Annotated in this window: 23 protein-coding genes and 2 pseudogenes; 18 read left to right on the forward strand and 7 right to left on the reverse strand. The window is 64.8% G+C overall.

Going from position 1 to position 26,356, the window contains the following annotated elements:
• Positions 1 to 108: 108 nt before the first annotated feature.
• Positions 109 to 1,545, reverse strand: a complete 1,437-nt coding sequence (locus tag ACZBJS_RS24770) for a glutamine synthetase family protein (RefSeq protein ID WP_316396587.1) — start codon at positions 1,543 to 1,545, stop codon at positions 109 to 111.
• 187 nt (positions 1,546 to 1,732) lie between these two features.
• A complete protein-coding gene (locus ACZBJS_RS24775) occupies positions 1,733 to 3,091 on the reverse strand; it encodes an aromatic ring-hydroxylating dioxygenase subunit alpha (protein WP_316396588.1) in 1,359 nt (452 codons plus the stop codon).
• Positions 3,092 to 3,214: 123 nt separating this feature from the next.
• Here ACZBJS_RS24775 and ACZBJS_RS24780 point away from each other — a divergent pair, with 123 nt between their 5' ends.
• On the forward strand, positions 3,215 to 4,000 hold the full coding sequence (locus ACZBJS_RS24780) for an IclR family transcriptional regulator domain-containing protein (RefSeq protein ID WP_057019464.1): 786 nt from the start codon (positions 3,215 to 3,217) through the stop codon (positions 3,998 to 4,000).
• 142 nt (positions 4,001 to 4,142) lie between these two features.
• Here the strand turns inward: ACZBJS_RS24780 and ACZBJS_RS24785 are convergent, their stop codons facing one another.
• On the reverse strand, positions 4,143 to 5,135 hold the full coding sequence (locus ACZBJS_RS24785; protein ID WP_256521265.1) for a helix-turn-helix transcriptional regulator: 993 nt from the start codon (positions 5,133 to 5,135) through the stop codon (positions 4,143 to 4,145).
• Between the two features lie 80 nt (positions 5,136 to 5,215).
• Here ACZBJS_RS24785 and ACZBJS_RS24790 point away from each other — a divergent pair, with 80 nt between their 5' ends.
• The 4 genes from ACZBJS_RS24790 (at position 5,216) to boxB (ending at position 11,045) form a co-directional block, all read left to right on the forward strand.
• Positions 5,216 to 6,748 (forward strand): benzoate-CoA ligase family protein, encoded by a 1,533-nt coding sequence (locus ACZBJS_RS24790; RefSeq protein ID WP_316396590.1) that lies wholly within the window; start codon positions 5,216 to 5,218, stop codon positions 6,746 to 6,748.
• 164 nt (positions 6,749 to 6,912) lie between these two features.
• A complete protein-coding gene (locus ACZBJS_RS24795) occupies positions 6,913 to 7,722 on the forward strand; it encodes an alpha/beta fold hydrolase (RefSeq protein ID WP_316396591.1) in 810 nt (269 codons plus the stop codon).
• Between the two features lie 176 nt (positions 7,723 to 7,898).
• Positions 7,899 to 9,587: a 2,3-epoxybenzoyl-CoA dihydrolase gene (boxC, locus tag ACZBJS_RS24800; protein ID WP_316396593.1), complete on the forward strand. Its 1,689-nt coding sequence runs from the start codon at positions 7,899 to 7,901 to the stop codon at positions 9,585 to 9,587.
• 21 nt (positions 9,588 to 9,608) lie between these two features.
• Positions 9,609 to 11,045: a benzoyl-CoA 2,3-epoxidase subunit BoxB gene (gene boxB / locus ACZBJS_RS24805; RefSeq protein ID WP_316396651.1), complete on the forward strand. Its 1,437-nt coding sequence runs from the start codon at positions 9,609 to 9,611 to the stop codon at positions 11,043 to 11,045.
• Between the two features lie 200 nt (positions 11,046 to 11,245).
• Here boxB and ACZBJS_RS24810 read toward each other — a convergent pair.
• The 4 genes and pseudogenes from ACZBJS_RS24810 to ACZBJS_RS24825 all read right to left on the reverse strand — a co-directional run bounded on the left by ACZBJS_RS24810 (position 11,246) and on the right by ACZBJS_RS24825 (position 14,005).
• Positions 11,246 to 11,538: pseudogene (locus ACZBJS_RS24810) on the reverse strand (type II toxin-antitoxin system RelE/ParE family toxin).
• A pseudogene (locus ACZBJS_RS24815) lies at positions 11,535 to 11,838 on the reverse strand (type II toxin-antitoxin system RelB/DinJ family antitoxin). The pseudogenes ACZBJS_RS24810 and ACZBJS_RS24815 overlap by 4 nt, the downstream one beginning before the upstream one ends.
• Before the next feature lie 138 nt (positions 11,839 to 11,976).
• Positions 11,977 to 12,777 (reverse strand): SDR family NAD(P)-dependent oxidoreductase, encoded by an 801-nt coding sequence (locus ACZBJS_RS24820; protein WP_168858689.1) that lies wholly within the window; start codon positions 12,775 to 12,777, stop codon positions 11,977 to 11,979.
• Between the two features lie 169 nt (positions 12,778 to 12,946).
• Positions 12,947 to 14,005, reverse strand: coding sequence for a polysaccharide deacetylase family protein (locus tag ACZBJS_RS24825; RefSeq protein ID WP_316396594.1), 1,059 nt, complete (start codon positions 14,003 to 14,005; stop codon positions 12,947 to 12,949).
• A 169-nt stretch (positions 14,006 to 14,174) separates the two neighbouring features.
• On the opposite strand from ACZBJS_RS24825, the gene ACZBJS_RS24830 reads away from it, so the two are divergent.
• The 13 genes from ACZBJS_RS24830 (at position 14,175) to phoB (ending at position 26,213) form a co-directional block, all read left to right on the forward strand.
• Positions 14,175 to 15,569: an OmpA family protein gene (locus ACZBJS_RS24830; RefSeq protein WP_316396595.1), complete on the forward strand. Its 1,395-nt coding sequence runs from the start codon at positions 14,175 to 14,177 to the stop codon at positions 15,567 to 15,569.
• Positions 15,570 to 15,571: 2 nt separating this feature from the next.
• The gene (locus ACZBJS_RS24835) at positions 15,572 to 15,868 is read left to right on the forward strand and encodes a hypothetical protein (RefSeq protein ID WP_057019456.1); all 297 of its coding nucleotides are present in this window, start codon (positions 15,572 to 15,574) and stop codon (positions 15,866 to 15,868) included.
• Positions 15,869 to 15,976: 108 nt separating this feature from the next.
• Complete coding sequence (locus tag ACZBJS_RS24840; protein ID WP_316396596.1) at positions 15,977 to 16,567, forward strand: TetR/AcrR family transcriptional regulator; 591 nt, start codon at positions 15,977 to 15,979, stop codon at positions 16,565 to 16,567.
• Complete coding sequence (locus ACZBJS_RS24845) at positions 16,564 to 17,472, forward strand: haloalkane dehalogenase (protein ID WP_316396598.1); 909 nt, start codon at positions 16,564 to 16,566, stop codon at positions 17,470 to 17,472. The genes ACZBJS_RS24840 and ACZBJS_RS24845 overlap by 4 nt, the downstream gene beginning before the upstream one ends.
• Positions 17,473 to 17,491: 19 nt before the next feature.
• On the forward strand, positions 17,492 to 17,719 hold the full coding sequence (locus tag ACZBJS_RS24850) for a SelT/SelW/SelH family protein (RefSeq protein WP_253638520.1): 228 nt from the start codon (positions 17,492 to 17,494) through the stop codon (positions 17,717 to 17,719).
• A 332-nt stretch (positions 17,720 to 18,051) separates the two neighbouring features.
• Complete coding sequence (locus ACZBJS_RS24855) at positions 18,052 to 19,107, forward strand: putative bifunctional lysylphosphatidylglycerol flippase/synthetase (RefSeq protein WP_026192163.1); 1,056 nt, start codon at positions 18,052 to 18,054, stop codon at positions 19,105 to 19,107.
• Between the two features lie 84 nt (positions 19,108 to 19,191).
• Complete coding sequence (locus ACZBJS_RS24860) at positions 19,192 to 20,505, forward strand: ATP-binding protein (RefSeq protein ID WP_057019526.1); 1,314 nt, start codon at positions 19,192 to 19,194, stop codon at positions 20,503 to 20,505.
• Between the two features lie 135 nt (positions 20,506 to 20,640).
• Positions 20,641 to 21,651: a phosphate ABC transporter substrate-binding protein PstS gene (pstS, locus tag ACZBJS_RS24865; protein ID WP_076830985.1), complete on the forward strand. Its 1,011-nt coding sequence runs from the start codon at positions 20,641 to 20,643 to the stop codon at positions 21,649 to 21,651.
• Between the two features lie 228 nt (positions 21,652 to 21,879).
• Positions 21,880 to 22,869 carry a phosphate ABC transporter permease subunit PstC gene (gene pstC / locus ACZBJS_RS24870; RefSeq protein WP_057019452.1) on the forward strand — a complete coding sequence of 330 codons (990 nt, stop codon included), beginning with the start codon at positions 21,880 to 21,882 and terminating at the stop codon, positions 22,867 to 22,869.
• A 4-nt stretch (positions 22,870 to 22,873) separates the two neighbouring features.
• A complete protein-coding gene (gene pstA, locus ACZBJS_RS24875; protein WP_050386784.1) occupies positions 22,874 to 23,719 on the forward strand; it encodes a phosphate ABC transporter permease PstA in 846 nt (281 codons plus the stop codon).
• A complete protein-coding gene (gene pstB / locus ACZBJS_RS24880) occupies positions 23,716 to 24,534 on the forward strand; it encodes a phosphate ABC transporter ATP-binding protein PstB (RefSeq protein WP_076830980.1) in 819 nt (272 codons plus the stop codon). The genes pstA and pstB overlap by 4 nt, the downstream gene beginning before the upstream one ends.
• Positions 24,535 to 24,640: 106 nt before the next feature.
• A complete protein-coding gene (gene phoU / locus ACZBJS_RS24885; protein ID WP_016844066.1) occupies positions 24,641 to 25,357 on the forward strand; it encodes a phosphate signaling complex protein PhoU in 717 nt (238 codons plus the stop codon).
• A 145-nt stretch (positions 25,358 to 25,502) separates the two neighbouring features.
• Complete coding sequence (phoB, locus tag ACZBJS_RS24890; RefSeq protein ID WP_016844067.1) at positions 25,503 to 26,213, forward strand: phosphate regulon transcriptional regulator PhoB; 711 nt, start codon at positions 25,503 to 25,505, stop codon at positions 26,211 to 26,213.
• Positions 26,214 to 26,356: the final 143 nt, after the last annotated feature.

The raw sequence follows: 26,356 nt of genomic DNA on the forward strand, positions 1-26,356 counted from the left end.
CGTCATCGCGCTTTAGCTCTTTGTTTGAGCATGATCTTTGCGGAAAATCGCTTCACACTTTTCCGGATCATGCTCTAGAGCGGCGGAGCGCCTGCGCCGACGCTTCCGTCAAAACATCTCGAAATATTCGCGGTGCTCCCAGTCCGACACCTCGGCCTGGAAGCGTTCGATCTCCGCGTTCTTGATGAAGACGTAATAGTCCACGAACTCCGGCCCCAGCGCCTGACGGAAGAACGGATCGTCGTTGAGCGCGAACACGGCCTCGCGCAGCGACTTCGGCAGCAGCGCGGCCTTGGCCTCGTAGGGCGTGCCGGCCGACGGGCCGGGGTCGAGCTTGCGGTCGACGCCGTCGAGGCCGGAGAGGATCTGGCTTGCCATGTAGAGATAGGGATTGGCGGCTGGTTCGCCGATCCGGTTCTCCAGCCGGGTTGCCGGATCGCCGGCGCCGCCGAGCACGCGGATCATCACGCCGCGGTTGTCGCGGCCCCAGATCGCGCGGTCCGGCGCCAGCGAATAGGAGCGGTAGCGCTTGTAGCCGTTGATGGTCGGCGTCGTGAACACGGTCGAGGCCCGGGCGTGCTCGATCAGGCCGGCGAGCCAGCCGCGGCCGAGCGCACTGAGCGGCTCGCCGGTCTCCTTGGCCATGAAGACGTTCTCGCCATTGGCGCGCGACACCAGCGACTGGTGCAGGTGCCAGCCGCTCGCGAACACGTTCGGCAGTTTCGGCCGGCACATGAAGGTCGCGTGATAGCCGTGGCGGCGCGCGATCTGCTTCACTGCCGAACGAAACAGTACCATGGTGTCGGCCGGCGCAAGACCGACAGTCGGTGCGAAAGTGAATTCGCACTGGCTCGGACCGAATTCGACCTCGACCGAGCGCAACGGCAGGTCGAGCGCGATGATGTCGCGGCGGATGATCTCGAGCGCCGGCTCCATCAGATCGTAGCGCTGCTCGGTGAGGTACTGATAGCCGTGCGACAGCAGGCTGACCGACGGCGGCCGTCCGGGCTGGCCGGCATCCTCCGGCGCCATGTGGGCGTCGTCGAGCTTGAACAGATGGAATTCGACCTCGAGGCCGGCGACGAAATCGTAGCCGCGGCTTCCGAGCTGATCGAGCACCTTGCGATAGAGGTTGCGGGTCGCGAACGGCACCGGCCGGCCGTCGCTGAAATAGAGGTCGCAGAGTAGCCAGCCGGTGTTTTGCGCCCAAGGCAGCACGCGGAAGGTGGTGGGGTCGGCGACCATCAGCACGTCGGCCGCGCCTTCCATCTCCTTCATGCCGAAGCCGCCGCCTGATGTGAACACCGGAAACACCGTCTTGTGCGAGGTGTCCTTGGCGAGCATCGTCGTGGTGATGGAGCAGCCGCTTTCCAGCGAGCGCACCGCTTCGCCGGCGATCAGCGTCTTGCCGCGCAGGATGCCGTGCTGGTCGGGGAACGACAGGCGGATGACTTCGAGGTTCTTCTCCTCGACGACGCGGCGGAGGCGTTGTGCGGCCTCCTTCTGCTCATCCGACCACAGGCCGTGACGCTCGACGAAGCTCACCGCGTCACTCCTTCACTTCTCCCTCGCCCCGCTCTTCGCGGGGAGAGGGTCGGGGTGAGGGGCTCTCTCCGCCGACTCGATATGCCGATAGACCTGTACCCCCTCACCCGGATCGCTAACGCGATCCGACCTCTCCCCGCAAGCGGGGCGAGGTGAAGGATACAATGCGGAGCCATTGATACCATCTTCACTCCGCCGCCGTCAGATGATGCACCTTGCCGGCGATCTCGCGCGGCACGGGAGCTGCCCATGGTGCGCCGCGGCGGCGCTTGACGTCGACTGCCATCCAGTAGAGCTCCCAGCCCTGGGTCGGGCCGATGCCGTCCATCGTGGCCGGGCCCTGGATACTGCGCGCGGAGGCGTCGTCGAGGAACAGCATCGGCTTCTCGCCGCCGGAGACCTTCTCGATCTCCTGCCGCAGCAGGCGGCGGTACTGCACGATCGCCTTGTCGCTCTGGCCGAGATGCTCGTTGGTGCGGTCCTGGATCGCCCCCATCGACTCCACTGCCCACTGGTCGTGGACATTGATGTCGGTGCCCATGCCGGTATAGGTCTCGGTCGCCTGCTCGTGCGGATCGAAGCCGTAATCGTTGCTCTTGTTCTTGCGCGACTTGTAGTCCGGCAGCGTATAGAGCTCGAGCCGCTGGTCGCGCATCTTCTGCTTGTCGACCGGCGCCGCATAGCTGGTGAAGATCGCGTACCAGTAGCAGTTCTCGTCGTCGACCGGCACGTGCCACTGCGTGATCGTCATCTCGGTCGACATCGGGATGACGAAGCCGTGCGGGAACAGCTGGTTGGTGACGCGCACATGGGTGCGCTCCGCGTCGAGCTCGCGCAGCGCAATCAGGCGCAGGCCATATTCGGTGTGCTCGACATTGATGATCGGCCGGTCATATTCGCGCAGGATCTTGGTCATCGGCATGTCGCTGCCGGCCGAGGCGCCGCGGAACTGCTTGCCGTAAGCCGCCGAGGTGTCCTCGTCCTCGAAGAAGCGGTGCAGAAAGGAGGCGTGCGCCGGATCGATGCCGACCTCGAGCGCCTGCAGCCAGTTGCAGTTCATGTGGCCCTTGAACGCAAACGTATGGCTTCCGGGCGCAACGAAGCAGTCGAGCTCCGGAAAGGCGGGCGGGGCGCCTTCGCCGAGCCAGGCCCACAGGATGCCGCTCTTCTCGACTACCGAATAGGAGCGCTGCCTGATGCCCTTGCAGAGCTGCGAGCCGGCTGGCTCCGCCGGCGTCTCGATGCATTGGCCTGATGTGTCGAACAGCCAGCCGTGGAAGGCGCAGCGCAGCCCGCCATTCTCGAGCCGGCCGAAGGCGAGATCGGCGCCGCGATGCGCGCAGTGGCGATCGATCAGCCCGTAGCTTCCCTCCTCGCCGCGGAACAACACCAGGTTTTCGCCAAGCAGCCGCACCGGCCGAACCGGGCGCGGTCCTTCCAGCTCGTCGACCAGCGCCGCCGGCTGCCAGTAACTCCGCATCAGCCTGCCACACGGGTCCTTGCGGCCGGTGCGGGTGATCAGATCGTTCGCTTCCTGGCTCATCATGGCGGCGTCTCCCGGATTGGATTTGTTCGCCTATTGAACGAATGTGCGAATTATGCCATGTCTTGTTTGGACAGCAAGTGCAATTTTTGAACCGTTCAAAGCCGCGACCCAACCTAAAACGCCATGCCCAAGCTGAAGCGGACCGACCAGGACGAGCGCGCCACCGACTTCGTCGAGGCGCTCGATCGCGGCCTGCGCCTGCTGCAGGTGTTCGGCACCGTGTCGGGTCCTGCGACGCTGAGCGATCTGGCGCGCGCCGCCGATCTGCCGCGCGCCACCGCGCGCCGCATCCTGTTCACGCTCGCGCATGGCGGTTTCGTCGCGACCGACGGCAAGCTGTTCACGCTGACGCCGCATGTGCTGACGCTCGCGGGCTCGTTCCTGCAATCCAACCAGGTGGTGACGGTGCTGCAGCCGGTGCTCGATCGCATCGCGAGCGCGGCACAGGAGATCGCCTCGCTCGCCTTGCTCGACGGCGACGATGTCGTGTTCGTGGCGCGTTCGAGCCCGACCCGGGTGTTCTCCGCCGGTCTCGACATCGGCTACCGGCTGCCGGCATTCTGCACCTCGGTCGGCCGCACCATGCTCGGCCGCCTCACTGATGCCGAACTCGCGACGCGGCTGAAGGCGATGCGCCGCGATCCGGTGACGCCGCAGACCACGACCGATCCGAAGAGGCTGCTCGCCACCATCATCGCCGATCGCGCGCAGGGTTATTCACTGGTCGACCGCGAGGCCGAGCCGCATTTCCGCTCCATCTCGGTGCCGGTGCGCCGCTACGACGGCACCATCGTCGCCGCGATCAACATGGGCGCGCATGTCGATCGCGTACCGATGCAGGAATTGATCGACCGCTTCCTGCCGCTGCTGCGGGATGGTGCTGATGATGTGAAGAGCCGGCTGCTCTAAGGTAGTTCAACTTCGCTGACGATTTTCGTCATTGCGAGGAGCGATAGCGACGAAGCAATCCATGCATCCACGCGCGCGGAGAGATGGATTGCTTCGCTTCGCTCGCAATGACGGGGGTAGTGTTTCTTTTTGTGCTGTGAGATTACAGCGCCACGCTGCGCAGACCGAACGAGCGCGCCTCGTTCTGCAGTACCGGCCGCACGGAATCGATCAGCCGCGCGGCGGCGGCGTCGACCGAGAGGCCGGCGGTGTCGACCACCGCCGATGCGCGGGCGTAGAGCGGCTCGCGGCTGACCAGGATGTTGCGCAATTCCGCCATCGCCGAGCGGTCGTCGGCCATCGGGCGCAGATCGCCTTGGCGGCGCACGCGCGCCATGTGCTCCTCCGGCTCGGCCTTCAGCCAGATCGTGTAGAACGACGACAAGATCAAATCGAAGGTCAGCGCCTCGGAGACGATGCCGCCGCCGGTCGCCAGCACCATCAATTCCTTCCGCGCCAACAGCTGCGTCAGCGCGGCCTGCTCCATGCGGCGGAAGCCTTCCTGGCCGTACAGCGCGATGATCTCGGCGACCGAGAGGCCGTTCTGCGCCTCGATCTCCTTGTTGAGCTCGACAAAGCTCCAGCCGATCTTCTTCGCCAGCATCCGGCCGAGCGTGGTCTTGCCGGCGCCGCGCAGGCCGATCAGCGCAATGCCGGAGAACGAGGCGCGCCGCGGCGCCAACGGGCTGCTGCCGGCGAGCATGTCCTTGGCCTGCGCGATCTGGTTCGGCGACGCCTTGCGCAGCAGGTCGCGGATCACGGCCCAGTCCGGCACGGGCTCGCTGGAGGGGATCAGGTCCTCGAGATGCGCACCCATCGCGCCTGCGACACGGCGCAGCAGCACGATCGAGACATTGCCTTTGCCGCTTTCGAGCTGGGCGATGTAGCGTTCGGAAATGCCGGAAACCTTGGCGAGCACCTTGCGCGACATGCCGCGCAGGGCGCGCATCGTGCGCACGCGCTGGCCGAGCTGTTCAAGGAAGTCGGTTTCCGGGTCGTTGGCTGCGGTCATGATCCCTGTGCGACGCGCGGTCCTGACTGAATCAGACCGAGGTTCTAGGAAACATAGTGCCGATAAGGATTGACAGCAAGCCAACGTGGTGGCTTTGTATGAATTATAATTCTTAAATTCACAGGAGAGGGAAGCGTGGCACGTCCGGGTCCGAGGAGCGGAGCATGACTTACAACGCGGTCTCCTGGCTGCTCGACCGCAACGTCGATGAAGGCCGCGGCGACAAGGTCGTGTTCGACGATACGGTGTCGCAAATCACCTATGGCCAGTTGCAGCAGCAGACCCGCCGCGTCGGCAACATGCTGCGCCAGCTCGGCGTCCGCCGCGAAGAGCGGGTCGCCATGATCATGCTGGACACGGTCGATTTCCCGATCGTGTTCCTCGGCGCGATCCGCGCCGGCGTGGTGCCGGTGCCGCTCAACACGCTGCTGACCGCGGAGCAATACGCCTACATCCTCGGTGATTGCCGCGCCCGCGTGCTGTTCGTGTCGGAAGCGCTGCTGCCGGTCGTGAAGGACATCATCGCGCGGATGCCCGACCTCGAGCATGTCGTGGTCTCCGGCAAGGATGCGCATGGCCACAAGAAGCTGTCCGATGAGATCGCGCGCGAGAGCGACGTGTTCGCCACCGCGCCGACCCATGCCGACGAGCCGGCATTCTGGCTCTATTCGTCGGGCTCGACCGGCATGCCGAAGGGCGTGCGCCATCTGCATTCCAATCTCGCGGCGACCGCGGAGACCTATGCCAAGCAGGTGCTCGGGATCCGCGAGGATGATGTCGGCCTCTCGGCGGCAAAGCTGTTCTTCGCCTACGGGCTCGGCAATGCGCTGACCTTCCCGATGTCGGTCGGCGCCACCACGGTGTTGAACTCCGAGCGGCCGACGCCGGCGGTGATGTTCGCGCTGATGAACAAATATCATCCCAGCATCTTCTTCGGCGTGCCGACCCTGTTCGCGGCGATGCTGAACGACGAGGCGACCAAGGCGCAGTCCGGCGGCAACCGTTTGCGCGTTTGCACCTCGGCCGGCGAGGCGCTGCCGGAATCTGTCGGCAATGCCTGGAAGACGCGGTTCGGCGTCGACATCCTCGATGGCGTCGGCTCGACCGAGCTGCTGCACATCTTCCTGTCGAATGCGCCCGGCGACATCAAATACGGCTCGTCCGGCCGTCCGGTGCCCGGCTACAAGGTGAGGCTGGTCAATGAGGCCGGCGCCGACGTCGCGGACGGCGAGGTCGGCGAACTCTTGGTCGATGCGCCCTCGGCCGGCGAGAGCTACTGGAATCAACGGGCCAAGAGCCGCGCCACCTTCGAGGGCGCCTGGACCCGCACCGGCGACAAATACACGCGCGATGCCGACGGCCGTTACACTTTCTGCGGCCGCGCCGACGACATGTTCAAGGTCTCCGGCATCTGGGTGTCACCGTTCGAGGTCGAGAGCGCGCTGATCACCCATCCCGCGGTGCTGGAGGCGGCGGTCGTGCCGGAGGCCGACCCGGAAGGGCTGCTCAAGCCGAAGGCCTATGTGGTGCTGCGGCCCGACAGTTCAGCCGCCGGCCTGCACGAGGCGCTGAAGGAGCACGTCAAGCAGAAGATCGGCCCGTGGAAATATCCGCGCTGGATCGATGTGGTCGACAATCTGCCGAAGACGGCGACCGGAAAGATCCAGCGGTTCAAATTGCGGGAACACGAGCACTAGCTCCCCGCGTCGTCCCGGCCTAGTGCGCAATTGCGCACGGGAGCCGGGACCCATACGCCGCGGCCTTCGTTTCGAGAGACGCTGTTCAACAGCTTTGCGCAACAACTAACGCCTGTGGTTATGGGTCCCGGCTTTCGCCGGGACGACGATGAGGAAGGCCTACCATGACAAACTTGAAACCCTCCGGCTTCCTCAGCATCGACGGCGCCGAGCTCGAATACCGCATGATCGGTCCCTCGCCGGACGCGGCGCCGACCATCGTGATGCTGCATGAAGGCCTCGGCTGCGTCGGGCTGTGGGGCGACTTCCCCGAGAAGCTGCAGGCGGCGACCGGCGCCGGCGTGTTCGCCTATTCGCGCGCGGGTTATGGCGCCTCGTCGCCGGCGAAGCTGCCGCGTCCGGTCGACTACATGCACCGCGAGGCGCTCGACGTGCTGCCGAAGCTGCTCGATCGGATCGGCTTTCGCCGCGGCTTGCTGCTCGGTCATTCCGACGGCGCGTCGATTGCCGCGATCTATGCCGGCGCGCAACAGGATCATCGCCTGCACGGCTTGGCGCTGCTGGCGCCGCACTTCATCGTGGAGGACATTTCGGTGAAGTCGATCGCCGAGATCAAGACCGCATACGAGACCACCAATCTGAAGGAGAAGCTGGCGCGCTGGCACAAGGATGTCGACAACGCCTTTTATGGCTGGAACGGCGCCTGGCTCGATCCGGCATTCCGCGACTGGGATATCTCCGACTATCTCGCCTATATCCGCGTGCCGGTGCTGATCGTGCAGGGCGCGGCCGACCAGTACGGCACCATGCGCCAGGTCGAGATCGCCCAGGAGGAGTGCTACTGCCCGGTCGATGTCACGGCCATCGCCGGTGCCGGCCATTCGCCGCATCGCGAGGCGCCCGCGGTGACGCTCGAGGCGGTCGCCGAATTCGCCAAAGCGGCGCTGCGCGACGACCCGGCACTGGCGGCCTGACCTTTGGTGCCGATGCCAGGTCATTGGCCGAGCGTGTGAATTTCGCGAACATGAAACAAAATGCATGTTTTTGCGTTTTGAACTAGACCAGATCAAAAACATGCATTATTGTGCATGAAGACCTCGACGACGAACCTTCAAACGAACAACAGCAAGACAACAGATAAGGGTGGCCCATGGCTGGTGACGAGCGCGTCCTTGCAGGCGGGGCGAAGTACATCGACTTCCAGACCGACCCGTCGCGCTACCGGCACTGGAAGCTCGACGCTGCGGGCGACGTCGCGACGCTGACCATGGACGTCGACGAGAACGCCGGCCTGTTCGAAGGCTACCAGCTCAAGCTCAATTCCTATGACCTCGGCGTCGACATCGAGCTTGCCGACGCCGTGCAGCGGCTGCGCTTCGAGCATCCCGAGGTCAAGGTGGTGCTGATGCGCTCGGGCAAGAACCGGGTGTTCTGCGCCGGCGCCAACATCCGCATGCTGGCGGGCTCGACCCATGCCCACAAGGTCAACTTCTGCAAATTCACCAACGAGACCCGCAACGGCCTGGAAGACTCCAGCGAGAATTCCGGGCAGAGCTTCATCACCGTCGTCAACGGTACCGCGGCCGGCGGCGGCTATGAACTGGCGCTCGCGACCGACCACATCATGATGGCCGACGACGGCGCTGCCGCCGTCGCGCTGCCGGAAGTGCCGCTGCTCGCGGTGCTGCCGGGCACCGGCGGGCTCACGCGCGTCGTCGACAAGCGCAAGGTGCGCCGCGACCATGCCGATTTCTTCTGCACCATCGAGGAAGGCATCAAGGGCAAGCGCGCCGTTTCCTGGCGCCTGGTCGACGAGATCGCGCCGAACTCCAAGCTCGAGGGCAAGCTGGCCGAGCGCGTCAAGGAATTCGCCGCGAAGTCGAAGCGCAACGGCGCCGGCAAGGGCATCGCATTGGCGCCGCTGACGCGCACCATCGACGACAGCGCCATCCGCTATGGCTTCGTCAGCGTCGACATCGATCGCGCGGCGCGCATCGCCACCATCTCGATCAAGGCGCCGGAAACCACGGCGCCCGCCGACATCGACGGCATGATCGCGCAGGGCGCTGCGTTCTGGCCGCTGCAGGTCGCCCGCGAGCTCGATGACGCGATCCTGCATCTGCGCATCAACGAGCTCGAGATCGCGATGCTGGTGTTCAAGAGCCATGGCGACCGCGCCAATGTCGTGTCCTATGATGCGTTCCTGGAGGCCAACAAGGCGCACTGGCTGGTCAACGAGGTCAGGCATTACTGGAAGCGCGTGCTCAAGCGCATCGACGTCACCTCGCGCACGCTGGTGACGCTGGTCGAGCCCGGCTCCTGCTTCGTCGGCACGCTGGCCGAGCTCGTGTTCGCCGCCGACCGCTCGTACATGCTGATCGGCCAGAAGCAGGGCGACAACCGTCCGCCGCCGGCGATCGAGCTGACGGCGATGAATTTCGGGCCCTATCCGATGAGCCACGGCCTGACCCGGCTGCAATCGCGCTTCCAGGCCGATCCGTCGGATCTGGAGCGCGCGCAAGGCTCGATCGGCAAGGCGCTCGACGCGGAGGAGGCCGAGGAGCTCGGTCTCGTCACCTTCGCGCTCGACGACATCGACTGGGACGACGAGGTCCGCGTGTTCTTCGAGGAGCGCACCTCGTTCTCGCCCGACGGTCTCACCGGCATGGAAGCCAATCTGCGCTTCGTCGGCCCGGAGACCATGGAATCGAAGATCTTCTCCCGCCTCACGGCGTGGCAGAACTGGATATTCCAGCGGCCGAACGCGGTCGGTGAGGACGGCGCACTGCGCCGCTACGGCACCGGCCAGAAGGCGCAATTCGACATGACGCGAGTTTAAGGGAGCACGGCCATGAACATCATGAACGTCGATTACTCGACCAAGATTCCGAACAATGTGAATCTCGCCGAGGACCGCCAGGTGCTCAAGGCGCTGGAAGGCTGGCACCCCGGCTACATGGACTGGTGGAGCGACATGGGGCCGGACGGCTTCCAGGAATCGCTGGTCTATCTGCGCACCGCCTATTCGGTCGATCCGCGCGGCTGGGCCAAGTTCGACTACGTGCGGATGCCCGAATATCGCTGGGGCATCCTGCTCGCGCCGCAGGAAGAGAACCGCGTCATTCCGTTCGGCGAGGACTATGGCAAGCCGGCCTGGCAGGAAGTCCCCGGTGAGCACCGCGCCATGCTGCGCCGCCTGATCGTGATCCAGGGCGACACCGAGCCGGCCTCGGTCGAGCAGCAGCGCCATCTCGGCAAGACCGCGCCCTCGCTCTACGACATGCGCAACCTGTTCCAGGTCAATGTCGAGGAAGGCCGCCATCTCTGGGCGATGGTCTACCTCTTGCAGAAGTATTTCGGCCGCGACGGCCGCGAGGAGGCGGATGATTTGTTGCGCCGCCGCTCGGGCGACGCGGATAGCCCGCGCATGTTAGGGGCCTTCAACGAGGCGACGCCGGACTGGCTGTCGTTCTTCATGTTCACCTACTTCACCGACCGCGACGGCAAGATGCAGCTGCACTCGCTGGCGCAGTCGGGCTTCGATCCGCTGTCGCGCACCTGCCGCTTCATGCTGACAGAAGAAGCCCACCACATGTTCGTCGGCGAGACCGGCATCACCCGCGTTGTGCAGCGCACCTGCGATGCGATGAAGGAAGCCGGCATCACCGATCCGAACGACATCGCCAAGATCCGCGCGCTTGGCGTGATCGACCTGCCGACCATCCAGAAGAAGCTGAACCTGCACTATTCGCTGTCGCTCGACCTGTTCGGCTCGGAAGTGTCGACCAACGCGGCCAATGCCTTCAACGCCGGCATCAAAGGCCGCTACAAGGAGACCACGATCGACGACGACCACCAGCTCAAGAGCTCGACCTATCCGGTCATGAAGATGGTGGACGGCCAGATCAAGATGGTCGACGAGCCGGCGCTGACCGCGCTCAACATGCGGCTGCGCGACGACTACACGCAGGATTGCGTCAAGGGCATGCTGCGCTGGAACAAGGTGATCTCGACATCGGGCATCGACTACAAGCTCGCGGTGCCGAACACCGCCTTCCACCGCCAGATCGGCGAGTTCAAGGACGTCCATGCGACGCCCGATGGCCTCTTGATCGACGACGCCACCTGGGCCAAGCGCAAGAACGACTGGCTGCCGTCGACCGCGGACGGCGACTTCATCGCCTCGCTGATGAAACCGGTGACCGAACCCGGCCAGTTCGCCTCCTGGATCTCGCCGCCCAAGGTCGGCATCGACAACAAGCCGGGCGACTTCGAGTATGTGAGGATCGAGAGCTGATCGGCGCGAGCATGATCCGGAAAAGTGTGAAGCGGTTTTCCGAAGAGATCATGCTCAAACAACGGATAGGTCATGATGCGAAAATCGCATCGTGACCTAACAGTTTCTTTCCGCAGGGAGAGAACAGGAAGGGGCGAGCCGAAAAGGTCCCGGGGCTCGTCCCTTTCTTTTTGGTCAGATGCCGGTACGGAGGCGCGGCCTCAATCGTCATTTGTAAGTTCGTCGGGCCACATCTGCGCACCGTGAAGCACGCGCAAGATGCGAACAGTCTCACCGTCAACAAGGTACGCCGTGACATAAGGTGTGCGCGGGATGACCAACTCGCGCGTGCCGGCAACACGCCCGGGCCGGCCATAGGAAAGTCGAGCAGGCGCCGCGCAGCATCGGCAATCTGTTCGTCAACATGGACCGCCGCGCGAGGATTCTCGGCCTCGATGTAGCTGAAAATGTCGTCGCGATCGGATAACGCGAAGCGCGACCAGACGAGTTTCACCGCTTACGCCTTGTCGCTTTTCGAAGCGCGGCGGCGCGGCGTTGCGCGAAATGCGCTTCGACCTCGGAATCATCGAGACCGGGCCGGGCATCCGCCAACGCCTGGTGCACCTTCTCGCGAAACCAGCTGTCGTAAGCCTGGCTGTTGCTCACGAGTTCCAAGCATTCCTTCATTGGCCGTGCGTGTCAGCAGAATCCGCACGGCGCCGGATACCGTGAGACCCATGTTCTCCAGAACCTCGGTGGCCTTTTCCTTTACGTCCGCATCGATGCGGGTTTGGACCAGGGCATTCGAAGCCATAGCGATCTCCTTCACTCGCATCCAATGTAATGCATTTGAATGACAAGCGCCCACAGCCCTATGGAAGCAGGTGAGCCAGCGACGAAAACGGCCCCGCCCTTCGGCGGAGCCGTTGCCGTAGGTCGGTCGCGCGGCTGCTTAGCCCGCGATCTCCAGCCCCGCGGTCGCGTAGACCACGCCGCCATCGACCGCGATGGTGTTGCCCACGACATAGTCGCCGGCGCGCGAGGCGAGGTAGATCGCGGTGCCCGCCATGTCCTCGTCGGTACCGACGCGCTTCGCCGGCACGCGCTTGGCGACTTCGTCGGCGTGGTCGCGCGCGGCGCGGTTCATGTCCGACTTGAAGGCGCCCGGTGCGATCGCGGTGACGTTGATGTTGTCCTTGATCAGGCGTGTCGCCATGCGGCGCGTCAGATGGATCACCGCAGCCTTGCTGGCGGCATAGGAATAGGTCTCCATCGGGTTGACGAAGATGCCGTCGATCGAGGCAATGTTGATCACCTTGCCCGGCCTGTCGTGCGTCGCCGCCGCACGCAGCGGCTTGGCCAGCGCCTTGGTCAGGAAGAAGATCGACTTGACGTTGAGGTTCATCACCTTGTCCCAGCCGCTCTCCGGAAATTCGTCGAAATCCGCGCCCCAGGCCGCGCCGGCATTGTTGACGAGGATGTCGAGCTTCGGCTCGCGCTTGATGATCTCGCCCGCGAGCTTCTCGCAGCCCTCGACGGTCGAGATGTCGATCGGCAGCGCGATGCATTCGCCGTCATAGGCGGCGGACAGCTCCTGGGCGGTCGCCTCGCAGGGACCTGCCTTGCGCGCGGTGATGTAGACCCTGGCGGCACCCTGCGCGAGGAAGCCGGCCGCGATCATCTTGCCGATGCCGCGCGATCCCCCGGTCACCAATGCGACGCGGCCTTTCAGCGAGAACAGATCCTTGAACATGCGCTCCTCCTTTGCGTTGCCAGTGGTTCTGGGCGCGCCCGGGGAGCGAGTCAAGGAGAGGGAAGGGATCGGTAGCCCGGATGCAGTGAAGCGAAATCCGGGAAAATGCTATCCGCGGATGCGACGGCCCCGGATTACGCTTCGCTGCATCCGGGCTACGAAGAGTAGCTTACGCCGCGTCGATGCGGCGAAAGCCGTTCCACACCGCTGTAGCGGCGCCTGATGTCAGCACCGGCAGCAGGCGCGCGTCCTGGTAATTGCCGTTCAGCGAGACCCGCTGCAAGGCGGTCAGATGGTCGGCGCTTTCGGGAAACAGCATGCCCGGCCGCGTCGTCACCGCGGTCCGAAAGCCGATCGACCGGGCGAGGGCGAATTCACGCTGCCCGGCGGCGATCCGGTCGCCATAGGGATAGGCGAGATGCAATGCCGGCCGCTGCAGCGCATCCTCGATCCGCGCCCGGCTGGTCGCGAGCTCGAACGATGCGATGGTCTCGCTCTGCTTGGCGAGATTGCAATGGGTGATGGTGTGCGCGCCGATCGTCACCAGCGGATCCTCGGCGAAGCCGCGCAACTCGTCCCAGGACATGCAGAGCTCGCGCACGATGCCGGTCTCGTCGACCCCGTGACGGGCGCACAGCGCGGATATCTCGGCCTGCATCGCCTGCTCGCCGGGCAGTGAACGCAGCCAGTCGTGGATGCGGCCGAAGGCAGTCCGCTTGGCCTGCGCTGTCGCGGTGTCGATCCGCGTCATGGTGCCGTCGATCGGCACCTCGATCGCGGACGCCGCCGCGATCACCCGCTCCAGTGCGATCCACCACAATCTGCCGCAGCCCTCGGCGAAATCGCTCGCGACATAGACCGTGAACGGGGCGCCGAACTCGCGCATCACGGGCAGCGCGAAATCGCGGTTGTCGCGATAGCCGTCATCGAAGGTAAAGCAGGCGAAGCGCCGTGCGAAATTCCGTTCGGCGAGACGGCGATGCGCCTCGTCGATGCTGATCACGTCGACGTCGAGCGCGCGCAGATGTGTCAGCATCGCGCGCAGGAAGTCCGGCGTGACCTCGAGATGATGGTTCGGCTGGAACGCGTCGCCGCGCCGCGGACGGACGTGGTGCAGCATGAAGATGGCGCCGACGCCGGCGAAGATCGGCCGCAGCAGGATATGCGCACCCGAGAAATACAACGCCTCCATCCCGGCACGGATCACGGTGTTGCGGAGTTGTTTCATGAGGGCGCGGGCCGGCCGATTTGCATTCCGCGGCAAACTTAGCGAAAGACCACTGAAGAAACTGTTATCCCGGTCCGACATGGCGCCCCCGCCATGGCGCGTCATTTGGGGTTTGACAGTCAGCCAAGGGTTTGTTTTCTCTCTGGTTCCCGACCCCGCAGGACGCTGAATGCACGGACTTTTCAAGTGGAGTAGCAAGTGGTGGCCGGGGGTGATTCCACTGGTCGTGCTTTGGGGTATCGCGGCCTGGACGAGCACCACAACGGTCGAAGCGGACCTTGCCGCGCGCTCCAATGCCGCACTGAAGGACACAGTCCTCGACAAGCGCCGCATCAGCGTCGACGGCCGCGACGTTACGTTCGCGGCCAACGCCTTCTCCGAAGACGGCCGCCTCAGCGCGGTGGCGTCGGTCGAAGCCGTGCCCGGCGTGCGGCTGGTCAACGACGAGACCCGCCTTGTTCCCGAAGCCAAGCCCTTTGTCTGGTCCGCCGAACGCGACGTCGTGCGGGTCACGCTCGGCGGCAATGCGCCGCTGCCGTCGAGCAAGGGCAAGTTGACCGAAGCCGCGAAGGCCGGTCTCGGCGGCGTTGAGGTGGTGGATCAGATGGTGCTCGCCCGCGGCGCGCCGCTGCGGTTCGACGCGGCGGCGCTGCTGTTGCTCGACCAGATCGGCAAGCTGAAGGAAGGCAAGATCACGCTGACCGACAACAAGGTCAATCTCGCCGGCATGGCGCGCGAGCTCGGCGGACGCGAAGCGGTCGCCGCGGCGCTGAAGAACCTGCCGGAAGGCTATTCGATCGCCGCCAACGACATCAAGGCGCCGCCTTACGTGTTCCAGGCCTACAAGGACCCGGTTTCGGTGACGCTGACGCTGACCGGCTACGTGCCCGACAACAACGTGCATGCCGCGCTGGTCGCCGCCGCCGGCCGCAAGTTCTTCAGCGAGAAGGTGGTCGACAATCTCAAGGCCAGCATCGGCGCGCCGTCGGGTTTCGCGGCCGCGGTGGTGCCCGCGCTCGGCGCGCTGTCGCGGCTATCGACCGGAACGCTGGTGGTATCGGACCGCGAGGTGAAGCTGTCGGGCGATGCGCTCTACGATGCTGCCGCCGGCCAGATCCGCGACGGGCTCGGCAAGGATTTTCCGCAGGGCTGGCAGTACAAGGCCGAGGTCACGGTCAAGCCGGCGGCTGCCCCGGTCGATCCCACGGTGTGCCAGCAGCTGTTTTCCGAAATTCTCTCGAAGGGCAAGATCCGCTTCGAGTCCGGCAAGGCCGACATCGTGCCGGATTCCGCCGGCCTGCTCGACCGCCTGATCGAGACCGCGTTGCGCTGCCCCAATGCGACGATCGAGATCGCCGGCCATACCGACAGCGACGGCGAGGAGGCCGCCAACCAGGCACTGTCGGAACGCCGCGCGCAGGCCGTGGTGGATTACCTCGTGCGCGCCGGGCTGCCTGCCAGCCGCTTCACGCCGATCGGCTATGGCAGCACGCAGCCGCTGGCCGGCAACGAGAGTGAAGACGGCAAGGCGCAGAACCGCCGCATCGAATTCGTGGTGAAGTAGCGATGACCGTGCTCGCGACATTCTTCTGGGGTTGGCTGCTCGGCGCGGCGCTGCTCGGCTTTTGCATGGGCTGGATCGCGGTGGTGCATCGGGCGCGGGGGGTCTCGAAGGTCTGGATGCGCTGGCTGGCGCTGCTCGCCGCCGCGCTGGTGGCGGCGTCGTTCGCGCGAATCGTGCCCGGCCGGTTCGGCTACTGGCTCGATCTCTTCCTGGTCATGTTCGCGCTCTATCTCGTCGGCTGCGCGATCGGCTCCTGGCTGCGCGACTGGGTGGTTTCGCGCAGCAAGCCCGCGAGCTGACCTCAATCCCCTGATCCGACAGGCCTGAGCGGCGTCGCCAAGCGCAGGGCGAACTGCATTCGTTTTAGCGCTTGACATCAATACGTACGTACGTATTAAATCCTGTCCATGCCAAAACCCTCTCTCCGCGATGCCATCCTCGACGCCGGCCTGACGGAAATGTTCCGGACCGGCTATCACGGCACCAGCGTGCGCGACGTCACTGCCGCAGCCGGCGCGCCGCAGGGCTCCTTCACCAACCATTTCCGCTCGAAGGAGCTGTTCGCGTCAGAGGTGCTGGACCGCTACTTCCTCTATGTCCGCGGCCTCGTCGCCGAGGCGCTGGGCGACCTGACGCTGACGCCGCGCGAAAGGCTGAGAAGCTATCTCGATCTGATCACCGGCAAGCTCGCGCGTGACGGTTTCACCCGCGGCTGCCTGATCGGCGACTTCAGCCTCGAGGCATCGGGCTCGAGCGAGATGCTGCGCGAGCAGCTCGACGACATCTTCCGGGAATGGCGCGCGCCGTTTGCGGCCTGCATCGCCGAGGCTCAGGCCACCGGCGAGATCGCCTCCGACTTCGATCCCGATCAGCTGGCCGATTTCCTGCTCGCATCCTGGCAGGGCGCGATGCTGCGCATGAAGGTCGAACGCAGCGAAGCGGCGCTGACGCGTTTCAAGACGATCGCATTCCAAACCGTGTTCAAGGAGTTGCCATGACCAGATCCCCCGATATCAGCCTGCATCATCGCGCCGTGCTTGGGTCTACGATGGCCTATCGCGAGACCGGCCGTAGCGACGCGCCGCACGTGCTGTTCCTGCACGGCAATCCGACGTCGTCCTACATCTGGCGCAACATCATGCCGCTGGTCGCCCCCGTCGGGCACTGCATCGCGCCCGACCTGATCGGCTACGGCCAGTCCGGCAAACCCGACATCGGCTATCGCTTCTTCGACCAGGCGGACTATCTCGATGCGCTGATCGACGAGCTGGGCATTGCCTCGGCCTATCTCGTCGCCCAGGATTGGGGCACGGCGCTCGCCTTCCACCTCGCGGTACGCCGTCCGCAACTGGTGCGCGGGCTCGCCTTCATTGAGTTCATCCGCCCGATGCGCGATTGGTCGGACTTCCACCAGCACGACGCCGCGCGGGAGACGTTCCGGAAATTCCGCACGCCGGGCGAGGGCGAAGCGATGATCCTCGACAACAATGCGTTCGTCGAACGCGTGCTGCCCGGCTCGATCCTGCGCACGCTCGGCGAGGAGGAGATGGCCGCCTACCGCGCGCCGTTTGCGACGCGCGAGAGCCGCAAGCCGACCCTGATGCTGCCGCGCGAGCTGCCGATCGCGGGCGAGCCGGCCGATGTCACTGAGGCGCTCACGGTGGCGCATGCGGCGCTCGTGGCATCGACCTATCCGAAGCTGCTGTTCGCGGCGACGCCCGGGGCACTGGTGTCACCAGCCTTTGCCGCCGAATTCGCCAAGACGCTCAAGCATTGCGCGGTCATTCAACTCGGCGCGGGCGCGCACTATCTGCAGGAGGATCATCCGGAGGCGATCGGCCGTTCTGTGGCCGGCTGGATCGCCGGCGTCGAGGCTGCCTCCGCGCAGCGCCACGCCGCATGAGGGGCACGGAGCGCGTGACATGAGGGATGTCTCGATCACCTATTGCCGGCCGTGCGGCTATGAGAAGCGTGCCAAAGAGGCCGCGGCGCTGTTGCGCGAGCGCCTCGGCGTCGATGCGACGCTGATCCCCGGCAAGGGCGGCATCTTCCAGGTCAAGCTCGGCGACGAGGTTGTCGCCAGGCGCACGAAGGGACATTTTCCCGATGCCGCCGAGATCGTCGCCGCGGTCACGGCCGCGCGGGATTGATGATCGGCGGAGCGCCTCCCGGCGGGTACCGGAAGATCATTCTCTATTCGGCCGTGCCGGTACTTCACCGTAGTTTTCCGGATGGCCTTGCAGACCGTTCGGCGGGCTAACTGCCGCACGCGCATGTCAAGTCTTGTCGAAGGCGGCGGGAAACGCGCATATTTGTGCACCCGCTGTCATGAATCATCCGTAATATCTTGAAGATGCGCGTTTTATTGTCTTTTGACGAATTCCACTCCGGTTTAAAACGCGCTACACGGGCCAGGGCACAGCGAAGCGCCGGCGGAGATCGCCCGGGAGCCGTCGTCGCGGGATCGCAATTCGAGGTCTAGATGCTGGAAGCAATACGCAGGGCGATGGCGTTTCTGCGCCAGAAGCAAATCCTGCATCGGCTGGGTGTTGTCATCAGCATCGCCGTCATCGGCATCGCCTGCTACGTCCTTTATCACATGCTGCGCGGCATCGACACCAACGAGGTGCTCGAGGCCATCAAGAGCACCGAGCCGCGGCAGATTGCCCTGGCGGGACTGTTCGTCGCGGCGGGCTACTTCACGTTGACCTTCTACGATCTGTTCGCGGTGCGCGCGATCGGCCACGCCCATGTGCCCTATCGCATCAACGCGCTCGCGGCCTTCACCTCCTATTCGATCGGCCACAATGTCGGCGCCAGCGTCTTCACCGGCGGCGCGGTGCGCTACCGGATCTATTCGGCGTGGGGGTTGAACGCGATCGACGTCGCCAAGATCTGCTTTCTCGCCGGGCTCACCTTCTGGCTCGGCAATGCCGCGGTGCTCGGGCTCGGCATCGCCTACCACCCCGAGGCCGCCGCCAACATCGACCAGCTGCCGCCCTGGCTCAACCGGGCGCTGGCATTCGCGATCATCACCGCGCTGGTCGCCTATGTGGTCTGGGTCTGGACCCAGCCGCGGGTGGTCGGCCGCGGCCCCTGGACGGTGACCCTGCCGGGTGGCCCGCTGACGCTGCTGCAGATCGCAATCGGCATCCTCGACCTCGGCTTCTGCGCGCTGGCGATGTACGTGCTGGTGCCGGACGAGCCAAATCTCGGCTTCGTCGTGGTCGCCGTCATCTTCGTGTCGGCGACCCTGCTCGGCTTCGCCAGCCACTCCCCCGGCGGCCTCGGGGTGTTCGACGCCGCTATGCTGGTCGGCCTCTGGCAGATGGACCGCGAGGACCTGCTCGGCGGTATGCTGCTGTTCCGGCTGCTCTACTATATTGCGCCGTTCGTCATATCTGTAATCTTGCTGACGTTTCGGGAGGTTATTGTCGGCGCCCGACTCAAACGGCTGCCGCAGGCTGATTCGGGTCCCCGCGCCGAGCCGCACCATGAGGCGGTTCTGGTTCGCAAGCGCGGTGACTCCGGGGTCTGATGAAGCGGCCCGATGCCTCCCGAGGGAAGGTCGCTATGACCGCGCCTGGGCGAGACATGAACCGACGGGATGAAAGCCGCCGCGATGGCAATTGACGATTCGCATTCCTCCATCTTCTCGCCCTGGCCCGACCGGTTGCGCCACTCCGCGCTGATCCTGCTTGCCGCAGCGCTGGCCTTGAGCGTGGTGGTCGCGCTCGGCGAATTGTCGCTGGTGCGCGCCTGCGCCGTGTTCGTCTGCATCGCGGCCGCGGCGCTGGTGCCGTGGCGGCTGCATGATGCCGGAACCTCGCGCGAGGATGTCCGCGGCGTCAATCCGGTCGAGGCCGCCGCCGTCAGCGCGGTCGTCGCCGGCATGCCGGATCCGGCCGTATTGCTCGATCGCGCCGGCCGCGTCATCCATCTCAACGCCGCAGCGGCGCAGCTCGCGCCTGCGCTGCGCAAGAACGAACTGGCGCAATTTGCCCTGCGCTCGCCGGAGATCATCACCGCGCTGCGCGAGGCGATCGCGACCACCGAGCCACGCCGCGCCACCTACACCGACCACGTTCCGGTCGATCGCTGGATGGAACTGGTGATCACGCCGGTGCCGGTGCCGACCCAGTTCGGCGGCACCGAGAAGTGCATGCTGATGACCTTCCACGACCTGACGCCGCTGCGCCGGGTCGAGGAGATGCGAGCCGACTTCGTCGCCAATGCCAGCCACGAGCTGCGCACGCCGCTCGCCGCCTTGTCCGGCTTCATCGACACGCTGCAGGGGCCGGCGCGCGAGGACGCGCGGGCGCGCGAGCGCTTCCTCGGCATCATGCACACCCAGGCGACCCGCATGGCGCGGCTGATCGACGATTTGCTGTCGCTGTCGCGGGTCGAGTTGTCGGCCCATGTGCGGCCCGAGGCCTCGATCGACATCGTGCCGATCATCCGCCAGGTCGCCGACGGGCTCGAGGCACTGGCCAGCGAGCGCCAGGTCGAGATCGAGGTCGACCTGCCTCAGGCTCCGGTCATGATCGCCGGCGACCGCGAGGAACTGCTCCGCCTGTTCGAGAACCTGATCGAGAATGCCCTCAAATACGGCGCCTCCGGGGGGCGCGTCATAGTGTCGCTGAATCAGGCCGTTTCGGGTGCATCGGGCGAAGGGGCCCCCGAAATCCGTGTCATGGTACGGGATTTCGGCCCCGGCATCGCCCCCGAGCACCTGCCGCGGCTGACCGAGCGCTTCTACCGGGTCGACGTCGGCGACAGCCGCAACCAGGGCGGAACGGGCCTCGGATTATCGTTGGTGAAACATATTCTTAACCGTCATCGCGGGCGTCTTTTGATCGAGAGCGTGCCGAAGAACGGGGCCACTTTTACCGCCTGTTTTCCCCGGCCGAAGACCCCGTTGCCAACTCAGAGCTAAGCGTTTTCAGAAGCTTAGTACTGTCATCCAACTGTCATCCAACCTTCGTAAAAGCAGCACCGACCGCTCCTAGATGGACCGGCGTGAGCGCGATCGGGCGCATTCGGCGCTTCGCTCACTGGATGGAGAGCACCCATGAATTTCATCAAAGCAATCGTCGCAGCCGGCGTGATCGCCGCTTCGACGTCGGCCTTCGCTGCCGATATTACCGGCGCGGGCGCGACGTTTCCGTTCCCGATCTATTCGAAGTGGGCTGACGCCTACAAGAAGGAGACCGGCAACGGTCTGAACTACCAGTCGATCGGCTCCGGCGCCGGCATCAAGCAGATCCAGGCCAAGACCGTGACCTTCGGCGCCACCGACGCGCCGCTCAAGCACGAGCAACTCGAGAAGGACGGCCTCGTGCAGTGGCCGATGGTGATGGGTGCGATCGTCCCGGTCGTGAACCTCGAAGGCATCAAGCCGGGTGACCTGATCCTGTCGGGCGAAGTGCTCGGCGACATCTATCTCGGCAAGATCACCAAGTGGAATGACGCGGCGATCGCCAAACTCAATCCGAAGCTGACCCTGCCGGGCGATGCCATCACCGTCGTGCGCCGTTCGGACGGTTCGGGCACCACCTTCAACTTCACCGACTATCTCTCCAAGTCGAACGCCGACTGGAAGTCCAAGGTCGGTTCCGGCACCGCGGTCGAGTGGCCGGTCGGCGTCGGCGCCAAGGGCAACGAAGGCGTTGCCGGCAACATCAGCCAGACCAAGAACGCTATCGGCTATGTCGAGTATGCCTACGCCAAGCAGAACAAGCTGACCTACACCGGGCTGGTCAACAAGGCCGGCAAGACCGTGCAGCCGACCATGGCTGCCTTCCAGGCTGCCGCTTCGAATGCCGACTGGGCCAAGGCTCCCGGCTACTACGTGATCCTGACCGACCAGCCGGGCGAGGCCTCCTGGCCGATCACCGCGGCGACCTTCATCCTGATGCACAAGGACTCGACCGACAAGGCGGCCTCGCAGGAAGCGCTCAAGTTCTTCAAGTACGCCTTCGAGAAGGGCGACAAGGCGGCCGAAGAGCTCGACTACATCCCGATGCCGGACTCGGTCGTCAAGCTGATCGAGAAGACCTGGTCGTCGGACATCAAGAGCTAAGTCCGACGCTGCGACAGGGCCTGTGCCGACTCGATCGCGGCCCAGGTTGAGCGACCAAGACCCGGTCTCCATCACCGCGGCAACAAGCGCGCGATCGAGGCCGGGTTCGCGCCTCAAGGGGCGTGGCTGGAACGACGACGCCCGGCCAAATGCGTCAGTGAAGATCGCTTCGGGGCGTAGCGGTTTGCGTGGCTTTTGCATACTAAAGAGGGGATTGGCGTGGCAGACATGGCTGTTCAGAGCGATGTGATGGAAGCCGCGGGACCTTACGATCGCGCCAAGGCCCTCAGCGCCTTCAAGCTCGGTGACCTCACCTTCTATTGGATCACCCGTATCTCGGCGATTTCGGTTCTGTTGATCCTCGGCGGCATCATCCTGTCGCTGATCGTCGGCGCCTGGCCGGCGATGAAGGAATACGGCTTCGCCTTCCTCTGGACGCAGCGCTGGGCGCCCTCGGCCGATCCACCGGTGCTCGGCGCGCTCGGCCCGATCTACGGCACGCTGATCACCTCGGTCATCGCGATGCTGATTGCCATTCCGGTCGGCATCGGCATCGCCGTGTTCCTCACCGAGCTCTGCCCGCAAATGCTGCGCCGCCCGATCGGCATCGCGATCGAGCTGCTCGCCGGCATCCCCTCGATCATCTACGGCATGTGGGGCTTCTTCGTGCTCGGCCCGTTCCTGGCCAACACGTTCCAGCCCTTCATGATCCGGATCTTCGAGGGCGTCCCGGTGCTGGGCGCGGTGTTCGCAGGCCCGCCGTCCTATCTCAGCCTGTTCAACGCCGCGCTGATCCTTGCGATCATGGTGCTGCCCTTCATCACCGCGATCTCGGTCGACGTGTTCAAGACCGTGCCGCCGGTGCTGAAAGAGGCCGCCTACGGCATGGGCTGCACCACCTGGGAAGTCGTCCGCAGCGTCGTGATCCCCTACACCCGCGTCGGCGTGATCGGCGGCATCATGCTGGCGCTCGGCCGCGCCCTCGGCGAGACCATGGCGGTGACCTTCATCATCGGCAACTCGTTCCGGATCTCGTCGTCGATCTTCGCGCCGGGCACCACGATCTCGGCGGCGATCGCCAGCGAATTCGCCGAGAGCGACGGCCTGCACCAGTCCGGCCTGATCCTGCTCGGCCTGCTGTTGTTCGTGCTGACCTTCTTCGTGCTCGCCGGCGCGCGGCTGATGCTGATGCGGCTTGAAAAGAAGGCGGGGAAGTAACGCCATGAACCCGATCTACAAATCCCGCCGCCGCAGCGACATCGTCATCCGCGCACTCTGTGTCGGCGCGGCGCTGTTCGGCGTTACCTGGCTGGCGCTGATCCTGATCACGCTGCTTTATAACGGCCTTGCCGGCCTCAGCGTGCAGCTGTTCACCCAGAACACGCCGCCGCCCGGCTCGACCGAAGGCGGCTTGCTCAACGCCATCGTCGGCTCGGTCATCATGACCGTGATCGGCGTCGGCATCGGCGCGCCGCTTGGCCTGTTCGCCGGCACCTACCTCGCCGAATACGGCAAGCACGACAAGCTGACCTCGGTGATCCGCTTCATCAACGACATCCTGCTCAGCGCGCCCTCGATCATCATCGGCCTGTTCATCTATGGTGCGGTGGTGGTGCCGATGCGCGGCTTCTCGGCGATCGCAGGCAGCCTTGCGCTCGCGGTGATCGTGATCCCGGTCGTGCTGCGCACCACCGAGGACATGCTGCTCTTGGTGCCCAATCCGCTGCGCGAGGCCGCCTCCGCGCTCGGCCTGCCGCGTTCGCTGGTGATCAAGCGGATCGCTTATCGTGCCGCGCGATCGGGTCTGATCACCGGTGTGCTGCTGGCGACCGCCCGCGTCGCCGGCGAGACCGCGCCGCTGCTGTTCACCGCGCTGTCGAACCAGTTCTTCAGCCTGGATCTGACCAAGACGATGGCCAACCTGCCAGTGACCATCAACAACTTCGTGCAGAGCCCCTACGCCTACTGGAAAGAGCTGGCGTGGAGCGGCGCGCTGCTCATCACATTCACCGTGCTCGCGTTGAATATCGGCGCGCGTATCCTTGGTGCCGAAAGGGCCGCAAAATGACCGAGCTTTCCGTCTCCACGACTGCCGCAGGCCACATTCCCCAGGTTCCGCTGCCGGAAGCGCCGCCGAAAGTCACGGTGCGCAACCTCAACTTCTATTACGGCGAGCACCACGCGCTGAAGAACATCAACCTGGCGCTCGGCACCAACCGCGTCACGGCGTTCATCGGCCCGTCCGGCTGCGGCAAGTCGACCCTGCTGCGCATTTTCAACCGGATGTACGACCTGTATCCGGGTCAGCGCGCGGTCGGCCAGCTGATGCTGGACCAGACCAACATTCTCGACCCCAAGCTCGACCTCAACTTGCTGCGCGCGCGGGTCGGCATGGTGTTCCAGAAGCCGACGCCGTTCCCGATGACGATCTACGAGAACATCGCCTTCGGCATCCGCCTCTATGAGAAGATCTCGAAGTCCGAGATGGACGACCGGGTCGAGAAGGCGCTGCGCGGCGGCGCGCTGTGGAACGAGGTCAAGGACAAGCTGAACGCCTCCGGCCTGTCGCTCTCCGGTGGCCAGCAGCAGCGCCTGTGCATCGCACGCACCGTGGCGGTGCGCCCCGAGGTGATCCTGTTCGACGAGCCGTGCTCGGCGCTCGACCCGATCTCGACCGCCAAGGTCGAGGAGCTGATCCAGGAACTCTCCGAGGACTACACGATCGCGATCGTCACCCACAACATGCAGCAGGCGGCGCGCGTCTCCGACAAGACCGCCTTCATGTATCTCGGCGAGCTGATCGAGTTCGACGACACCAACAAGATCTTCACCTCACCGAGCGATCGGCGCACCCAGGACTACATCACCGGCCGGTTCGGTTGACCGGCGCATGATCCGGAAAAGTGGAAACCGGTTTTCCGATCAGGTCATGCTAAAATTCAGGACACGAAGCCATGATCCCCGGGATCATGGTTGAGGGAGACAAGCGATGGCTTCTGAACATACCGCCAAGGCATTCGACAGCGACCTGCAGGAGTTGACCCGCCTGGTCGCCGAGATGGGCGGCCTGGTCGAACGAATGATCACCGAGTCGGTCGACGCGCTGATCCGTCGCGACGTCGCGCTCGGCAAGCGCGTGGTCGCCGCCGACATCGAGATCGACAATCTGCAGCGCAACATCGAAGAGCGCGCGGTGCTGACGATCGCGCGCCGCCAGCCGATGGCGATCGACCTGCGTGAGATCGTCAGCGCGATGCGCGTCGCCACTGATCTCGAGCGGATCGGCGACCTCGCCAAGAACATGGGCAAGCGCGTCGCGGCGCTGGAGAGCGATTTCCAGCCGCTGAAGTTGATCCGCGGCCTCGAGCACATGACCGACCTCGTGCTGTCGCAGGTCAAGTCGGTGCTCGACGCCTATGCCGCGCACGACCTGCCGGCGGCGATGAACGTCTGGAAGGGCGACGAGGAGGTCGATGCGATCTGCACCTCGCTGTTCCGCGAACTGCTCACCTACATGATGGAAGATCCGCGCAACATCTCGTTCTGCATCCATCTGATGTTCTGCGCCAAGAACATCGAGCGGATCGGCGATCACGCCACCAATATCGCCGAGACCGTGTTCTACATGATCGAGGGCCAGCAGATCACCGACAAGCGCCCGAAGGGCGACATGACCACTTTTGCCACCACGGTGCCGGGCAACTGAGGCATGATCGGCAAGCACGGAACCGGCAAGAGCGAAACTGGACGATCCTCGCGACAAATCGTTTCCGCGGGGACTATGCTCAAGGAAGTAAGCGTTTCGGTTTGCGTCTGGGCAACGGATCACCACAGAGAAAGAACTTAAACCGATGAGCGCACGCATTCTGGTAGTCGAAGACGAGGAAGCGCTGACGACGCTGTTGCGCTACAATCTCGATGCGGAAGGCTACGATGTCGAGACGGTGGGGCGCGGCGACGATGCGGATACAAGGCTGAAGGAGCGCGTCCCCGACCTCGTGGTGCTGGACTGGATGCTGCCGGGCCTGTCCGGCATCGAACTGTGCCGCCGCCTGCGGGCGCGGCCCGAGACCAAGCAGCTTCCGATCATCATGCTGACCGCGCGCGGCGAGGAAAGCGAGCGCGTGCGCGGGCTTGCCACCGGCGCGGACGATTACATCGTCAAGCCGTTCTCGGTGCCGGAGCTGCTGGCGCGGGTGAAGGGCCTGTTGCGCCGCGCCAGCCCGGAGCGGCTTGCGACCGTGCTGACCTACGGCGACATCGAGCTCGACCGCGAGAAGCGCCGCGTGGCGCGCTCGGGCCGTCCGATCGATCTCGGGCCGACCGAGTATCGCCTGCTCGAATTCTTCCTCGAGCATCCCGGCCGCGTGTTCAGCCGCGAGCAATTGCTCGACAGCGTCTGGGGCCGCGACATCTACATCGATGAGCGCACCGTCGACGTGCATATCGGCCGCCTGCGCAAGCTGCTCAATCCGGGCCGCGAGCAGGATCCGATCCGCACTGTGCGCGGCGCCGGCTACGCGCTCGACGACCGCTTTGCCAAGGCCGAGCCGCAGCCGTAACGGCCATGCGGCATTCATAAACCGCAACACGGCGTCGTCCCGGCGAAAGCCCATAGGCGCTAAAATAGTTTGATCATAGTCTGATAGTGGCGCTTATGTCTGGGTGGCTCGCGTAGATGTCGCCGGAGAGCGTGACTGGCTCT

This window comes from Bradyrhizobium sp. KZN70725, from assembly GCF_055264925.1.

Bases quoted from the DNA above. Each gene is read 5' to 3' on its own strand.
- ACZBJS_RS24775 (WP_316396588.1), bottom strand. From the start codon at position 3,091: ATGATGAGCCAGGAAGCGAACGATCTGATCACCCGCACCGGCCGCAAG.
- ACZBJS_RS24780 (WP_057019464.1), top strand. From the start codon at position 3,215: ATGCCCAAGCTGAAGCGGACCGACCAGGACGAGCGCGCCACCGACTTC.
- ACZBJS_RS24790 (WP_316396590.1), top strand. From the start codon at position 5,216: ATGACTTACAACGCGGTCTCCTGGCTGCTCGACCGCAACGTCGATGAA.
- ACZBJS_RS24795 (WP_316396591.1), top strand. From the start codon at position 6,913: ATGACAAACTTGAAACCCTCCGGCTTCCTCAGCATCGACGGCGCCGAG.
- boxC (WP_316396593.1), top strand. From the start codon at position 7,899: ATGGCTGGTGACGAGCGCGTCCTTGCAGGCGGGGCGAAGTACATCGAC.
- boxB (WP_316396651.1), top strand. From the start codon at position 9,609: ATGAACGTCGATTACTCGACCAAGATTCCGAACAATGTGAATCTCGCC.
- ACZBJS_RS24820 (WP_168858689.1), bottom strand. From the start codon at position 12,777: ATGTTCAAGGATCTGTTCTCGCTGAAAGGCCGCGTCGCATTGGTGACC.
- ACZBJS_RS24825 (WP_316396594.1), bottom strand. From the start codon at position 14,005: ATGAAACAACTCCGCAACACCGTGATCCGTGCCGGGATGGAGGCGTTG.
- ACZBJS_RS24830 (WP_316396595.1), top strand. From the start codon at position 14,175: ATGCACGGACTTTTCAAGTGGAGTAGCAAGTGGTGGCCGGGGGTGATT.
- ACZBJS_RS24835 (WP_057019456.1), top strand. From the start codon at position 15,572: ATGACCGTGCTCGCGACATTCTTCTGGGGTTGGCTGCTCGGCGCGGCG.
- ACZBJS_RS24840 (WP_316396596.1), top strand. From the start codon at position 15,977: ATGCCAAAACCCTCTCTCCGCGATGCCATCCTCGACGCCGGCCTGACG.
- ACZBJS_RS24845 (WP_316396598.1), top strand. From the start codon at position 16,564: ATGACCAGATCCCCCGATATCAGCCTGCATCATCGCGCCGTGCTTGGG.
- ACZBJS_RS24850 (WP_253638520.1), top strand. From the start codon at position 17,492: ATGAGGGATGTCTCGATCACCTATTGCCGGCCGTGCGGCTATGAGAAG.
- ACZBJS_RS24855 (WP_026192163.1), top strand. From the start codon at position 18,052: ATGCTGGAAGCAATACGCAGGGCGATGGCGTTTCTGCGCCAGAAGCAA.
- ACZBJS_RS24860 (WP_057019526.1), top strand. From the start codon at position 19,192: ATGGCAATTGACGATTCGCATTCCTCCATCTTCTCGCCCTGGCCCGAC.
- pstS (WP_076830985.1), top strand. From the start codon at position 20,641: ATGAATTTCATCAAAGCAATCGTCGCAGCCGGCGTGATCGCCGCTTCG.
- pstC (WP_057019452.1), top strand. From the start codon at position 21,880: ATGGCTGTTCAGAGCGATGTGATGGAAGCCGCGGGACCTTACGATCGC.
- pstA (WP_050386784.1), top strand. From the start codon at position 22,874: ATGAACCCGATCTACAAATCCCGCCGCCGCAGCGACATCGTCATCCGC.
- pstB (WP_076830980.1), top strand. From the start codon at position 23,716: ATGACCGAGCTTTCCGTCTCCACGACTGCCGCAGGCCACATTCCCCAG.
- phoU (WP_016844066.1), top strand. From the start codon at position 24,641: ATGGCTTCTGAACATACCGCCAAGGCATTCGACAGCGACCTGCAGGAG.
- phoB (WP_016844067.1), top strand. From the start codon at position 25,503: ATGAGCGCACGCATTCTGGTAGTCGAAGACGAGGAAGCGCTGACGACG.